This window comes from Alistipes sp. dk3624, assembly GCF_009557455.1.
GTDB lineage: Bacteria > Bacteroidota > Bacteroidia > Bacteroidales > Rikenellaceae > Alistipes_A > Alistipes_A hominis.
Window position 1 is genome coordinate 1,802,931 of record NZ_CP045651.1, and the last position, 12,941, is coordinate 1,815,871.

A 12,941-nucleotide genomic window follows, 5' to 3' on the forward strand; every position below is an offset into this window, starting at 1 on the left:
TATAAGACAATGAAACCGAATCCGAATTATGACCAGTACATTCCTACCTGCATCCTTTTCGGGGCAGGACAGTTGAACAACCTTCACGTTCAACCTATGCCGGGCAAAAGGACATTGATTGTCATTTCCAACGGCAAATTCACACGATTAATTAATTTATAGCCCCTGCGACACTGGTTAGTCGTATCCACCATGAACCACACAATTTACGAGATTGAGTGAAACCTGATCTTTTGCAAGCCAATATCGAAGCGTTAGCCCGGGGTGAATCTGAAACAGGAGTAGCGGAAGCGATGATTTCTGTCACGAGAGGATCAGAAACCATCGAGAATGACAAAGGGGAAAAAGTTACTCTCGCATACACTAGATATACCACTACTGCTTGTATTGGCAAAGGCGAAGTATATTGTGTATCAGGACAAACGGTAACAGTTTACGACTAGCAGGCATCCTAGCTCATGAAGCGAATCCTTTTTTCTTTTTTTTCTATCCTGTTGTATTCGTGCACGTCTTCTCCTTTGGCGACGATGTCAATACCCGTCGTTGAACACAAACCGATCGACGATTCCGTATTATTCGATGCAAAGCGGATCGTTTTTTTGTCGTCCGATTCCTGCATGATAGGAAGCATCTCACGAATCGTCCTGTGTGACGACAGGATTTATTTATTAGACACTCAAACCGATGCGGTATGGATATACGACATGCAAGGGAATCATATCGGGCATATTCGGGCAGTCGGACGGGCTGCAAACGAATACATTAACCTAATGGACTTTTTCGTGGACAGGGAATCGAAACAAATCGTCCTATATGCGGACCCTTCTAAATTTTTGTTTTACGATTACAACCTGAAACCCACCCGAGTCATGAAAGCTCCGGCTTTATTTTACGAAACCGTGAATTCCGGAGAACAAATTGTCTGTTTCAATGCGCGAACTGCCGATCCGGAGTGCTGCATTTCAGTACTTGCCGAAAAAAATGGCGACCCGCTAAAAATAAAAACTTCCGTCCCCCTGGCACAGCAAGATTACAGCGACGTATTCGTGTCCGGTCGCCAGCTTACCAAAAGCAAACGCATCAATTTTTCGAAACGGTTCGACAATTCCATTTACAGCGTGGAAAACGGAAGCGTAACCTTGCGATACACGATTGATTTCGGAAAAGCGAATCTTCCGGACGGTTTGTTACAGAAAAAACTCCAATTGCAAGAATTTATCGACAAGGTTGCATCGAAAGGATATATTTATTCGATCGTCAATTTGAAGGAAAACGACTCGCACATTTATTTCAACACTTCTTCACCCGGATTATACCGACTTTCTAAAACGGCTTTCACCGTTCAACACATCCCGGAGATCACAGACAGCGAATCCGGCATCCGACACTCCATGATGATCGCTACCGAAGATAAAAATAACGAATGGATCTGTTTCTGCAAAAACATGATGGAATTGAAAAACGAAGTGGATCTCGATAAAGGTCAGCAAAAAAATAACCCGTTCGTACAAAAAGTAAATTCTTGCAATGAGTCAGACAATCCCGTTCTTTTTTTCTATCATTTGAAATAATCCGACAAATCAAGGAACTGCCAATCTCTTAAATTTGACTTATGAGATATTATTTCCTCTTTTTTCTATTGCTTGTATCGTATTCCTGTTCCCGGGAAGATCAAAATCCCGATTCGATCCGGATCGACCTGTCGCGCAGCTACGGCAATGAACAACTGGAAAACATCGTAGACGATATCCGTTTGGTTCCTCTGGAAACGAACGACAGTTGCATCGTCGGGCAGTACGACCGGGTAATCGTAAAAGGCCGGTCGATTTTCATTCTGGACAAAATGCAAAACACCGTTTTTTGTTTCGATACAACCGGCAAATTCCGACAGAAAATCAACCGACAGGGACGTTCAGGCCAGGAATATATCACGGCAGACGATTTTATCGTACAGGACAATACGCTTATTGTTTTCGACAACAACAAATCGCAATTACAATTTTACGACTTTCAGGGAAACTATGTAAAAACAATACCCGTTTGCCAGGGAGATCAAATCGCGGTTAATCCGGCAGGCGGCTACATCGTTTATTCATCCGTCGCGGACAAATACCATGTCCACACATTCAACGACAAGGGAGAAAAAACCGGCGAATACCTACCCGTCGAATCAAAAATAATCAACCTCCCGAGCGCATTTTGCAATAACAAATCCATCCTCTCCTATAATGACGAAACATTCATTCTCAATTTTTTCGACTACAATGTTTACTCATTGAAAAACAACGAGCTAAAAATCAAATACCGTTATGACTTCGGGGTGAAAAATATGCCCGACGACCTACTCGAAGTATCCGATCCGGCTTCATTCATGCAAAAAATAGCAAAAGACAAGAGCGTTCAACAAATTGAAAACTTTACCGAAACACGAAATTGGATAACATTCGATGCGCGCTATCCTGTCTATTACAACAAAAATGCACAAGTCTATTATGTATTCAACGAGTTGAAATTTCCTTACAGTCTTTTCTTTTGGCAAGCTCCTTTGGCAATAAACGACGACAATGAATATTTCTCGATCGTTTCCATCAACCAAATCCAGGCTTTGGTCCCGGCTGTGAAAAAATATACCGGACAATACCCTTTCATCGAAACCGTCGCAAGTGCGTCGATTAATGATAACGACAATAATTGGGTCCTGTTTTTCCGGCTGAAAAACAATTAATAATAAACAAATCAACCTTATAAATCCCCGAAAAGAGATCTCGGCCGGCAAGGTGGCCGCAACAGCACGATCACCGTCGACGCCGACGGCAAGGAGGGATTGGTTTTCAAAAACTGATCGCGCGGCGTCGCCGCGCGACCGCCCGCCCGGCGCGAGGGCAGCCCTTAGGCTAGTCATAAAAAACACTCCGAGACCGTTCGGAGTGTTTTTTTATAATCCATTAGCCTTTCTATACTATATTTAGACCTGAATAAACAAATAACGCTGATATATTCTTCTTACATTTGTTAATATATTTTATATCGGAATCAAAAATTTAGACAATAACCTTATTTAACAAACTAACATAATCACTAAAAACAAAAATCATAAAAAAAAGAACTATTAAATTGTTTTGTGTCGGGATCGCCGGAGCTTTAGCGGTTTCAGCTTATATCCAAAAATTTCACAAATCTGAAACCGATTTACTGTTTTCCAACATTGAAGCATTGGCCGACCCTGAACAGTCGACAAATAAGTTTGATTGGGTTCCTCCCACAATAAATTGTTCAGTCTATGTTTCAAATAAACAAAATCCCACGCAAGAAGGAACCTATATTCCAGGGACAAAAGATACCTGTATTTCAGGATCACAACACTCAGGATGCCCCGACTGTTCAATATAATTGGCAAAACATCATACCATAAATGAAACTTTGGAAATCAATTCTACCTGTTATTGGTATTGCAGGATTATTTTCCTGCAATACCAATAACTCCAAATATAAAGTGGCGACATCGGACTCAATCACGATATTGCATGTACACGATATCGACCCGGACTTATCCATTGAAAACCTGATAGATTCGGTCGGGTATATTCAATTGGAAACGACCCCCGAATCCCTGTTTGCAGACATGCGAGGGTTGGAAATCTTGAATGACAAATTTTATATCCTCGATTTTAAAGGAACGACTATTCTGTCTTTCGACAAAAATGGAAAATTTCTCAGAAAAATTTCAGCCCAAGGAAGAGGACCAAATGAGTATATCATGCTGGACTGGATGCGTACGGATCCTTACACCAATAAGGTTCTGGCCGTCGATGGATTTTCGAATAAAATACTCATTTATGATGAAAACCTGAAGTTGGAAAAAATCGTGCATACCGATTTCCGTCCCCGAATCGTCATTGCGTTCCGCGACCAAAAACTAATCCATTACAATTATGTAAACAAGGAGCAAGAACCTCCCGGTCTACTTAAAGAGTTTGATCTGCATATTATCGACATGACGGGAAAAACGACGGGAGGTTATATCAAAAACCGGACTCCTGAACACAATATCTTAGGTACTCATGCAACCTCTTCACATGCAGACGGTAGTATCTCTTTTTTGCCCATATTCGGCGATACTGTCTATAACATATCGGCCGACGGAACCATAAAGCCATCCTACATATTGGAGATGGAAGGCAAACATATCAAAGGATTATCGGAACGACAACGAAACGAAATCGAATCGGACGAAAATAACCCGTCCCACCGTTACGATTCCTGGGAAGAAAAGGGTTATCTCCTTCCTTTTGAAATATTCGATAACGGAACCCCGATCTCAATTACGTTCAATTCCAGAGAAAGCCTTCGTTACCTCTATTCACCGCAAAGCGGAAAATCATATTTATACAACCCGATGAAAATAGAGGGTAACAGTACGCTGAAATTTTTAACGCAGTCCGCCATGGCCCAACAAGGAGAATGGTTTTATCAGCCGCACAATGCGATCACAATGCAAAACCTGAGCGACTATTACAAATTCTCCGGCAAATACCTCGATATGATCAACGGAATGGAACCCGATGCCAACCCTGTGATTATCTATTACAGATTCAAACCGTTCTGAGCCGACGTATGAAAATTTCGCACCTTTTGTTGTGGGCGATCGTGTTGACGGCGCCGACCGGTTGCCAAAGGCGGATCGCCGAAAAGGATAAGTACATCGTAGAATTTCTGTCCCGCCCGGTTCGTTTCGACCATACGTATTCACCGGATCGGGCGGCCGATTCCCTCCTGTTCGGAACAAAACCGAAACTAATCCACTACATCGATTCTTCGGGATGCATCAGTTGCAAATTCAGCGATCTGAAATTATGGTCGGTAGTCCATAAGCACTTCCGGATTCCGGTCGTATTGGTATGCGAAACACAAGACATCCCGTCGACACGATACAGACTGCAAAGCATAAACTGGCGGTTCCCGGTAGTGTACGATACGGCCGGCCTGTTTCGTACGAACAACCGGATCAGTACTCCGGTACTCCAAACGTTTTTACTGGACAGCGGCAATCATCCGCTGATCGTAGGAAATCCGATCGGAAATACGCAACTCTGGAATCTTTATGAAAAAGAGATCGCCCGGTTGACGGACATCCGGGAACGGTAAGAAGCAAATCACAATATCGTTACGGTCGAACTATTCCCGCGCCCCTCTTCATTTGATTACAAAGTCCTCATTATTAAACTGTTTACTTGTAGGCAAATAGCGATGAACGAATCCCGATCTCCGGTCGGAAATCACGATTCGCCGTCCAGCGGCAGCGTCACCGCAAAGCGGGAACCCTCCCCGAACCGGGATACGAACGACACCGTTCCGCCGAGCCGCTCGGTGATCGTCCTGCAAATCGGCAGGCCCAGCCCGGCACCCTGCACGAAGCTGTCCACTTTGAAAAAGCGTTTGAAAATGTCTCGCTGCTTATCTTCAGGAATTCCGCAACCGGTATCTTCGACGAACAGCTCCACGGTACGTACGTCCGCAGCGATCGCATAACCGAGGCCGATGTGCCCGGCAAAGGTGAATTTCGCCGCATTCGACAGCAAGTGGTCGAGCACCTGCCGCAACCGCACGGCGTCGGTCGTAATTTTCATATCCTCATCCGGAAGCATCAGATCGAACCGTACGTCCGGACGCATATCCAGCAAATAATTGTGATAAATATCGGACAACAACCGGCCGAGCCCGCATTCGGCGAAATTGTATTCCATCGTCCCGGACTCGATTTTCGACAGATCGAGCACGTCCGAAATCAAAGCCAGCAACTGGTTGCTGTTGGTATTGATCAGACTGACGAATTCCTGCCCCTCGGAACTGTCGATAGCAATATCTCCGTGTGTCAACAGATTTGAAAAACCGACGATGGCATTCAGCGGAGTACGGATCTCATGGCTTATATTGGTCAGAAACGCCGACTTGAGCCGGTCGCTCTCCTGCGCCCGATCGCGCGCGGCAATCAGGTTCTGCTCGACGATCTTATGATTCTGGATGCTCTGACAAACTCCCACGATCCGGTACGGAGCGCCCTCCGTCCGACCCAGGTAAACGGATTTCTCCTGGAACCATTCCCAGGTTCCGTCGGCGCGCTGCAAACGGTAGGTGAAAAGATCCGTATTCAATTTCCCGGCTATCTGGGACATCAGCGCTTCGATCAGGCCGTCCCGTTCCTCGGGATGCACCCTGGCGGCAAATTCGTCGGCCGTCAGCGTACAGTCTCCCACCGGAATACCCAGATGAGTGAACCAGCGGGCGTCGATGATCATTTTGTTTTGTTCGATATCGAAAAACCAGGGAAAAATCTTCGCATCGGTCAACGCCATTTCCAGAACGTATTCCCGGGTCAGTTCTTCCTCGATATTCCGGAACAGGAAAAATATCCGGATTAGTCGTCTGCCGTCATATTCTCCGATGAATTGACCTTTGACATAGAATTTATCTTCCGACCCCAACTTACGAACGTATGTATTCACAGGCAACTCAATGGATTGCTCTCCGCTGACAATACGCTCCATCAACTCGGAAAGAATATTGCGCCCGTCGTGGAAAATTCCGAAGAACTCCTGCATCTCCCGACCGGACACCTCGTATCGGTCCAACTTCAAATCACTCAGCGCCTGGGTATTGATCCTTCGTATTTTTCCGGATGCGTCGACGGCCAAAAGTCCCACGGACAATGTACTGAGCATATTGTCCTGCTGCATCTGCGAAACGCTCTGCGATCCGGAAGCACCGGACGAACGCCTGTTTTTTTTAAAGAACCGCATCCGACTCATCACTCGTAGCTTTGTTTGCCGGTACTAAGTTATACTAAAAAAATCGAATTGACCTGAGAATCTGAATAAAATATTGTATCGGCAACGATATCCGGCTCTTTCCGGGAGTCCGCTGCCGATAAAATGTCAATAAGTTCACACGCCGAAACCGGAAAGACCGGACAATTATACATTCCTTTGTATGCATAAAAACCGAAACGCAATGTCATTGACTGTTATCGAACTGGAAAACATGGAATTCCAGGCATTTCACGGCTGCTACCCGCTCGAACAAGTAGTGGGAAACCGTTTCCTGGTGAACGTTACGATCGAAGCCGACCTGTCGCTGGCCGCCGAAAGCGACGACGTGGCCGACACGATCAACTACCTGCACGTCTACGAAACCGTCCGCGAACAGATGGCCGTCAAATCGCACATCCTCGAACACGTCGCCCGGCGCATCATCGACGCGATCTACCGCAGATTCCCGCCGACACGACGGGTGCGGGTCAAAGTCTCGAAAATGGCGCCGCCGCTGGGCGGAAAAATCGAACGCGTTTCGGTAAGCCTTGAGAAATAGGGCATTCCGGAAAGTGTTGATAAAATATTGATAAGATTCGCCACCGGCGCTTCCGGAAAAAACAAAGAGTTCGTAATCTTGTAACGCCGAACCCTGACGAACACGGGACGGTTAACCGAGTTATTGATCATGTCTGAGAAAACACAAAACAACAGCAAGACCGACGCAATGAAGACGTACAACTATGCCGACGCCGTAGAGGTCGCCAAACGATATTTCAAGGGCGACGACCTGGCCGCAACGGTATGGGTGAGCAAGTATGCGCTGAAAGATTCGATGGGAAATCTTTACGAAGAGTCTCCGGAGCAGATGCACCGCCGGATCGCCGACGAAATCGAACGGATCGAACGGCGCTATCCGAATCCGATGACCGCCGCACAGGTGTACGACCTGCTGAAAGAGTTCCGCTACCTGATTCCGCAGGGGGGGCCGATGACCGGCATCGGCAACAACCTGCAGATCGCGTCGCTATCGAACTGTTTTGTGATCGGACACCGCCATCCGGCCGACTCGTACGGCGGCATCATCCGCATCGACGAAGAACAGGTGCAGCTGATGAAACGCCGCGGAGGCGTCGGGCACGACCTGTCGCACATCCGGCCCACCGGCAGCCCGGTGCTGAACAGCGCGTTGACCTCGACGGGGATCGTGCCGTTCATGGAGCGATATTCGAACTCGACGCGCGAAGTGGCGCAGGACGGACGGCGCGGCGCGCTGATGTTGTCGCTGTCGGTAAAACACCCGGACGCCGAGAACTTCATCGACGCCAAAGTCGAAACCGGCAAAGTAACCGGAGCGAACGTTTCGATCAAGATCGACGACGAATTCATGCATGCCGTAATCGACGGCAAAAAATACCACCAACAGTTCCCGATCGATTCCGACAAGCCGATGTACGAAAAAGATATCGACGCGCGCGCATTGTGGAACAAAATCGTCTTCAACGCATGGAAGTCCGCCGAACCGGGCGTGCTGTTCTGGGACACCATCCTGCGCGAATCGGTGCCGGACTGCTACGCCGACCTCGGATTCCGCACCGTTTCGACGAATCCGTGCGGCGAAATTCCGCTGTGCCCGTACGACAGTTGCCGCCTGCTGGCGATCAACCTGTACAGCTACGTCGACAAGCCGTTCACGAAGGAGGCTTCGTTCAATTTCGATAAATTCAGGCAGCACGTCGCCGCAGCCATGCGGATGATGGACGATATCATCGACCTCGAACTCGAAAAGGTCGAAGCGATCCTCGAAAAAATCTCGAAAGATCCCGAAGACGAGGACATCCGCCAGGTGGAAGTGAAACTGTGGGAGAAAATCCGCGAAAAAGCGCTTCAAGGACGCCGTACGGGCCTGGGCATCACGGCCGAAGGCGATATGCTGGCAGCCTTGGGCCTGCGCTACGGAACCGACGAAGCGACTGATTTCGCCGTCGAAATACAAAAAACGCTGGCAGTGGAAGCCTACCGCACATCGGTCAAGATGGCGCAGGAGCGCGGTAAATTCCCGATATACGACGCCGGGCGCGAAGAGGGCAACCCTATGATCGAACGCATCAAAGAGGCGGACCCGGCCCTTTACGAAGAAATGGTGAAACACGGCCGCCGCAACATTGCGATGCTGACGATCGCCCCGACCGGAACGACCAGTCTGATGTCGCAGACCACCTCGGGCATCGAACCGGTATTCCGTCCGGTCTATACGCGCCGGCGCAAAGTGAATCCGGGCGACAAGGATGTCAAAGTGACTTTCGTGGACGAAGTAGGGGATTCCTGGGAAGAATACAACGTATTCCACCACAAATTCCTCGTCTGGCTCGAAGTGAACGGATACGACATCGAAGAGGTCAAAAACATGCCGATGACCGAAATCGACAAACTGGTGGCCCTGTCGCCCTATTACAAAGCGACGGCGAACGACATCGACTGGGTCAGCAAGGTCAAGATGCAGGGCGCCATTCAGAAATGGGTCGACCACTCGATCTCGGTAACGGTCAACCTGCCGAACGAAGTGACCAAAGAACTGGTCGCCAAAGTATACCTGACGGCCTGGGAGTACGGCTGCAAGGGCGTCACCGTTTACCGCGACGGATCGCGCGCCGGCGTGCTGGTCGACAAGAAGAAGAAAAAGGGAGCCAAGACGGAGGAAGCTCCGGTCAATCCGGACGGATACCGGCCGCCGCTCAAACGCCCGCTCGAATTGTCCGCCGACATCGTTCGCTTCAAGAACGGCGAGGAGGACTGGATCTCGTTCGTCGGCATTTACAACGACCGTCCCTACGAGATTTTCACCGGAAAGATCGAGGAGGATGCGATGTTCATCCCGCAGAAAATCAAAAAAGGCGTGATCATCAAGGTCAAGGACGCCGAAGGCAACAAACGCTACGACTTCCAGTACAAGGACAAATACGGGTACACGAACACGATCGGCGGCATCTCGCGCCTGTTCGACGAAGAGTTCTGGAACTACGCGAAACTGATTTCGGGCGTGCTGCGCAACGGTATGCCGATTCTGGACGTGGTGACTTTGATCGAATCGCTGCACCTGAACAGCGAGAGCATCAATACGTGGAAAAACGGCGTGGCACGTGCGCTGAAACAATACATTGCCAATGGAACCAAAGCCAAAGAGAAGTGTCCGAACTGCGGACAGGAAACCTTGGTTTATCAGAACAGCTGTCCGGTTTGCATGAGCTGCGGTTACTCCAAATGCGGATAACCGGCTCCCGGGAAACCGGGTTCGTCACAGCCGGCGAGTCGCGGACGGTTGATTCCCCGCGGGTCTTGGAACGGGCGTTTGTCGGGAGGCATCCCGAAACGGCGCCCTTTCCCGGACTAACGGGAAAAAACGGGAACCAACACACCCACACCTATAAAACGCGAAACATGATCGAACATAAATTTCCGGAAAGCCGGGAACTGGATATCGAACTGAACGACGAAATCGCCGAAGGCGAATATTCCAACCTCGTCATCATCTCGCATTCCACGTCGGAATTCGTACTGGACTTCGTCCGGATGATGCCCGGCGTATCGAAAGCGCGGATCAAAAGCCGGATCGTCCTGGCTCCGGAACACGCCAAACGGCTGCTGCTGTCGCTGCAGGAGAACATCGAACGCTACGAAGCGGTCGTAGGCACCATTAACCTGCCCAAAATGCCGTCCGAAGAGACCAGCATGGCCATGAGCTTCATCGGGGGCGAAGCCTGAAAAAACGGACGTTTAAAACGGGTTAAAACAGGGTATCCTGCCGGGTCGGCGGAATGATTCCGAGATGCGCGTAAGCCAGCTCGGTCGCTTCGCGTCCGCGGGGGGTGCGCTTCAGAAAACCTTCCTTGATCAGGAACGGTTCGTAAACTTCTTCGATCGTGCCGGTATCTTCGCTGACAGCCGTGGCGATCGTGCCGAGGCCGACCGGGCCGCCGCCGAACTTGTCGATGATCGTCGTGAGGATCTTGTTGTCCATCCGGTCGAGTCCCCGCGCGTCGATATTCAGCGCATTCAGCGCATAGCGCGTAATTTCCAGATCGATATGCCCGTCGCCCTTGACCATTGCGAAATCGCGCACCCGGCGCAGCAGAGCGTTGGCGATCCGCGGCGTACCGCGGCTGCGTAGCGCCACTTCCCGGGCCGCCTGATCGTCGATCGGGATGTTCAGGATACCGGCCGAACGGCGGACGATCCCGCTCAAAACACGGCTATCGTAATATTCCAGGTGACACTGTATCCCGAACCGGGCCCGCAACGGACTCGTCAGCAATCCGCTGCGAGTCGTAGCGCCGATCAGCGTGAACGGGTTCAACTCGATCTGGATCGAACGGGCGCTCGGCCCCTTGTCCAGCATGATGTCGATCTTGTAGTCCTCCATCGCCGAATACAGGTACTCCTCGACAATCGGGCTGAGCCGGTGTATTTCGTCGATGAAAAGCACGTCGCCGGCATTGAGATTCGTCAGCAAACCGGCCAGATCCCCTGGTTTGTCGAGCACCGGCCCGGAGGTCATCTTGAGGGTCGCCCCCATTTCGTTGCAAATGATATTCGCGAGCGTCGTCTTGCCGAGTCCCGGAGGCCCGTGCAGCAACACGTGGTCGAGCGATTCGCCGCGCATCAGCGCCGCCTGGATGAACACCGTCAGGTTGTCGACGATCTTGTCCTGTCCGCTGAACGTTTTGAGTTCCTGCGGGCGGATCTTGTTCTCGAAATCGAGGTCGGTCTCTATGTTCCGGATATCTTTCATCGGTTCGGCTTGACGCTGCAAAGATAACGATTATTTGCCGAAATACGCTACCGCTCGGCTCCCCATTCGTAATGCGGGGCATCAACGCCGAGCAGCGACAAGACGCGTTCGACGATCGTTCCGCACAGTTGTTCGACAGTCGCCGGCTTCGAATAGAACGACGGCGACGCCGGACAGACGATCGCGCCGGCCTCGGTCAGCCGCAAGAGGTTGTGCAAATGGATCGCGCTGAGCGGAGCCTCGCGCGTGACGAGAATCAGCCGCCGCCGCTCCTTCAGCATCACGTCGGCCGCCCGACACACCAGGTTGTCCGAAACGCCCGAAGCGATCCGTCCGACCGTACCCATCGAACAGGGAATCACCGCCATCGCATCGTACGAAGCCGAACCGGAAGCCGGCGCGGCGAACAGGTCGTCGTCGTCGTAACGGGTAAAACGGCTGTCGGACAGCCATTTGTCGCCGTCCTCGAACGCAGCGACGCGGCGGCCGTTCCCGGTGACGATCAGCGCGATCTCGCCCAATTCCGCGACGCGGGAAAGCGCTTCGCACAGCAGGCGGGCATAGACGGAACCGCTGGCTCCGGTCACCGCTACGATGATTTTTCGTCGTCCGTCCATCTTCATAATTCGATTACGGAACATTCGAGTCCCTGTTTTTGCAAATACTGTAAGGTGCGCGGCAACGCGTAACGCAGGTTGCGGAACGACTTGACCGAATCGTGGAATACGACGATCGAACCGCCGCGCACGTGTCTGGTAACGTTGTGCAGACACTGCCGCGGCGAGATCAGCCGGCTGTAATCGCGGCTCAGCACGTCCCACATCACGATGTTGTAACGTTCGCTGATGCGGTGCGCCTGCGACGGCTTGATCCGCGCATAGGGCGGACGGAACAGGTCGGTATGCAGGATATCGTTCGCGAAATCGACGTCTTCGAGGTAACGTTCGAGACTCATGCCCCAACCTTTCTGGTGACTGTAGGTATGGTTACCGATGGCGTGTCCGGCGTCCACGATCATGCGGTACAGGTGCGGGTACTGCTCGGCGTTTTTGCCGAGGCAGAAAAACGTAGCTTTGGCGTCGTACTCGGCCAACTGGTCGAGAATCCACTCGGTAACGCCGGGCGTGGGGCCGTCGTCGAACGTCAGATAAACCCGGTCGCTTTCGGGCATCGACCAGATCAGCGAAGGAAACAGGCGTCGTATGAATTTAGGCGGTCGTATGTACATGGTCCGTTATATCCGGATAAAGCGTACCGGCGGATACGCGATACCGTAAAAAAGCGTTATTTTATACTGCACGGAGCAGGCCGGAACCTCCGGAAAATTTTCGCAAAGTAAGCTTTTT

General features: G+C 50.6%; 12 protein-coding genes. 8 read left to right on the top strand and 4 right to left on the bottom strand.

What is annotated here, in order from left to right:
- Positions 1-527 precede the first annotated feature (527 nt).
- From GFH31_RS07690 to GFH31_RS07705, 5 genes are all read left to right on the top strand, one after another.
- Positions 528-1,571: a 6-bladed beta-propeller gene (locus GFH31_RS07690; RefSeq protein WP_228385735.1), complete on the top strand. Its 1,044-nt coding sequence runs from the start codon at positions 528-530 to the stop codon at positions 1,569-1,571.
- A 41-nt stretch (positions 1,572-1,612) separates the two neighbouring features.
- Positions 1,613-2,725, top strand: a complete 1,113-nt coding sequence (locus tag GFH31_RS07695) for a 6-bladed beta-propeller (RefSeq protein WP_153497737.1) — start codon at positions 1,613-1,615, stop codon at positions 2,723-2,725.
- A 383-nt stretch (positions 2,726-3,108) separates the two neighbouring features.
- On the top strand, positions 3,109-3,390 hold the full coding sequence (locus GFH31_RS13060) for a hypothetical protein (protein ID WP_410488885.1): 282 nt from the start codon (positions 3,109-3,111) through the stop codon (positions 3,388-3,390).
- 22 nt (positions 3,391-3,412) lie between these two features.
- Positions 3,413-4,606 carry a 6-bladed beta-propeller gene (locus GFH31_RS07700; RefSeq protein ID WP_118458124.1) on the top strand — a complete coding sequence of 398 codons (1,194 nt, stop codon included), beginning with the start codon at positions 3,413-3,415 and terminating at the stop codon, positions 4,604-4,606.
- A gap of 8 nt (positions 4,607-4,614) precedes the next feature.
- Positions 4,615-5,145, top strand: a complete 531-nt coding sequence (locus tag GFH31_RS07705) for a hypothetical protein (protein WP_153497738.1) — start codon at positions 4,615-4,617, stop codon at positions 5,143-5,145.
- A 131-nt stretch (positions 5,146-5,276) separates the two neighbouring features.
- On the opposite strand, the gene GFH31_RS07710 is transcribed toward GFH31_RS07705, so the two are convergent.
- The gene (locus GFH31_RS07710; RefSeq protein WP_228385826.1) at positions 5,277-6,806 is read right to left on the bottom strand and encodes an ATP-binding protein; all 1,530 of its coding nucleotides are present in this window, start codon (positions 6,804-6,806) and stop codon (positions 5,277-5,279) included.
- Between the two features lie 202 nt (positions 6,807-7,008).
- Between GFH31_RS07710 and folB the strand changes: the two genes are divergently transcribed.
- The 3 genes from folB to GFH31_RS07725 all read left to right on the top strand — a co-directional run bounded on the left by folB (position 7,009) and on the right by GFH31_RS07725 (position 10,568).
- Complete coding sequence (gene folB / locus GFH31_RS07715) at positions 7,009-7,365, top strand: dihydroneopterin aldolase (protein WP_055202885.1); 357 nt, start codon at positions 7,009-7,011, stop codon at positions 7,363-7,365.
- A gap of 129 nt (positions 7,366-7,494) precedes the next feature.
- Entirely contained in the window at positions 7,495-10,077 is a 2,583-nt protein-coding gene (locus GFH31_RS07720; RefSeq protein WP_153497739.1) for an adenosylcobalamin-dependent ribonucleoside-diphosphate reductase, read from the top strand.
- Positions 10,078-10,244: 167 nt separating this feature from the next.
- On the top strand, positions 10,245-10,568 hold the full coding sequence (locus GFH31_RS07725) for a DUF3467 domain-containing protein (protein WP_055203553.1): 324 nt from the start codon (positions 10,245-10,247) through the stop codon (positions 10,566-10,568).
- Positions 10,569-10,590: 22 nt separating this feature from the next.
- Here the strand turns inward: GFH31_RS07725 and ruvB are convergent, their stop codons facing one another.
- The 3 genes from ruvB to GFH31_RS07740 are packed head-to-tail and all read right to left on the bottom strand — an operon-like array spanning position 10,591 to position 12,823.
- Complete coding sequence (ruvB, locus tag GFH31_RS07730) at positions 10,591-11,595, bottom strand: Holliday junction branch migration DNA helicase RuvB (protein ID WP_153497740.1); 1,005 nt, start codon at positions 11,593-11,595, stop codon at positions 10,591-10,593.
- Between the two features lie 47 nt (positions 11,596-11,642).
- Entirely contained in the window at positions 11,643-12,212 is a 570-nt protein-coding gene (locus GFH31_RS07735) for a UbiX family flavin prenyltransferase (protein WP_118655716.1), read from the bottom strand.
- Between the two features lie 2 nt (positions 12,213-12,214).
- Positions 12,215-12,823 (bottom strand): polysaccharide deacetylase family protein, encoded by a 609-nt coding sequence (locus tag GFH31_RS07740; protein ID WP_055202880.1) that lies wholly within the window; start codon positions 12,821-12,823, stop codon positions 12,215-12,217.
- Positions 12,824-12,941: the final 118 nt, after the last annotated feature.

Excerpts from the sequence above, each read along its gene's own strand:
- GFH31_RS07690 (WP_228385735.1), top strand. The coding sequence starts at position 528 with ATGTCAATACCCGTCGTTGAACACAAACCGATCGACGATTCCGTATTA.
- GFH31_RS07695 (WP_153497737.1), top strand. The coding sequence starts at position 1,613 with ATGAGATATTATTTCCTCTTTTTTCTATTGCTTGTATCGTATTCCTGT.
- GFH31_RS07700 (WP_118458124.1), top strand. The coding sequence starts at position 3,413 with ATGAAACTTTGGAAATCAATTCTACCTGTTATTGGTATTGCAGGATTA.
- GFH31_RS07705 (WP_153497738.1), top strand. The coding sequence starts at position 4,615 with ATGAAAATTTCGCACCTTTTGTTGTGGGCGATCGTGTTGACGGCGCCG.
- GFH31_RS07710 (WP_228385826.1), bottom strand. The coding sequence starts at position 6,806 with ATGAGTCGGATGCGGTTCTTTAAAAAAAACAGGCGTTCGTCCGGTGCT.
- folB (WP_055202885.1), top strand. The coding sequence starts at position 7,009 with ATGTCATTGACTGTTATCGAACTGGAAAACATGGAATTCCAGGCATTT.
- GFH31_RS07720 (WP_153497739.1), top strand. The coding sequence starts at position 7,495 with ATGTCTGAGAAAACACAAAACAACAGCAAGACCGACGCAATGAAGACG.
- GFH31_RS07725 (WP_055203553.1), top strand. The coding sequence starts at position 10,245 with ATGATCGAACATAAATTTCCGGAAAGCCGGGAACTGGATATCGAACTG.
- ruvB (WP_153497740.1), bottom strand. The coding sequence starts at position 11,595 with ATGAAAGATATCCGGAACATAGAGACCGACCTCGATTTCGAGAACAAG.
- GFH31_RS07735 (WP_118655716.1), bottom strand. The coding sequence starts at position 12,212 with ATGGACGGACGACGAAAAATCATCGTAGCGGTGACCGGAGCCAGCGGT.
- GFH31_RS07740 (WP_055202880.1), bottom strand. The coding sequence starts at position 12,823 with ATGTACATACGACCGCCTAAATTCATACGACGCCTGTTTCCTTCGCTG.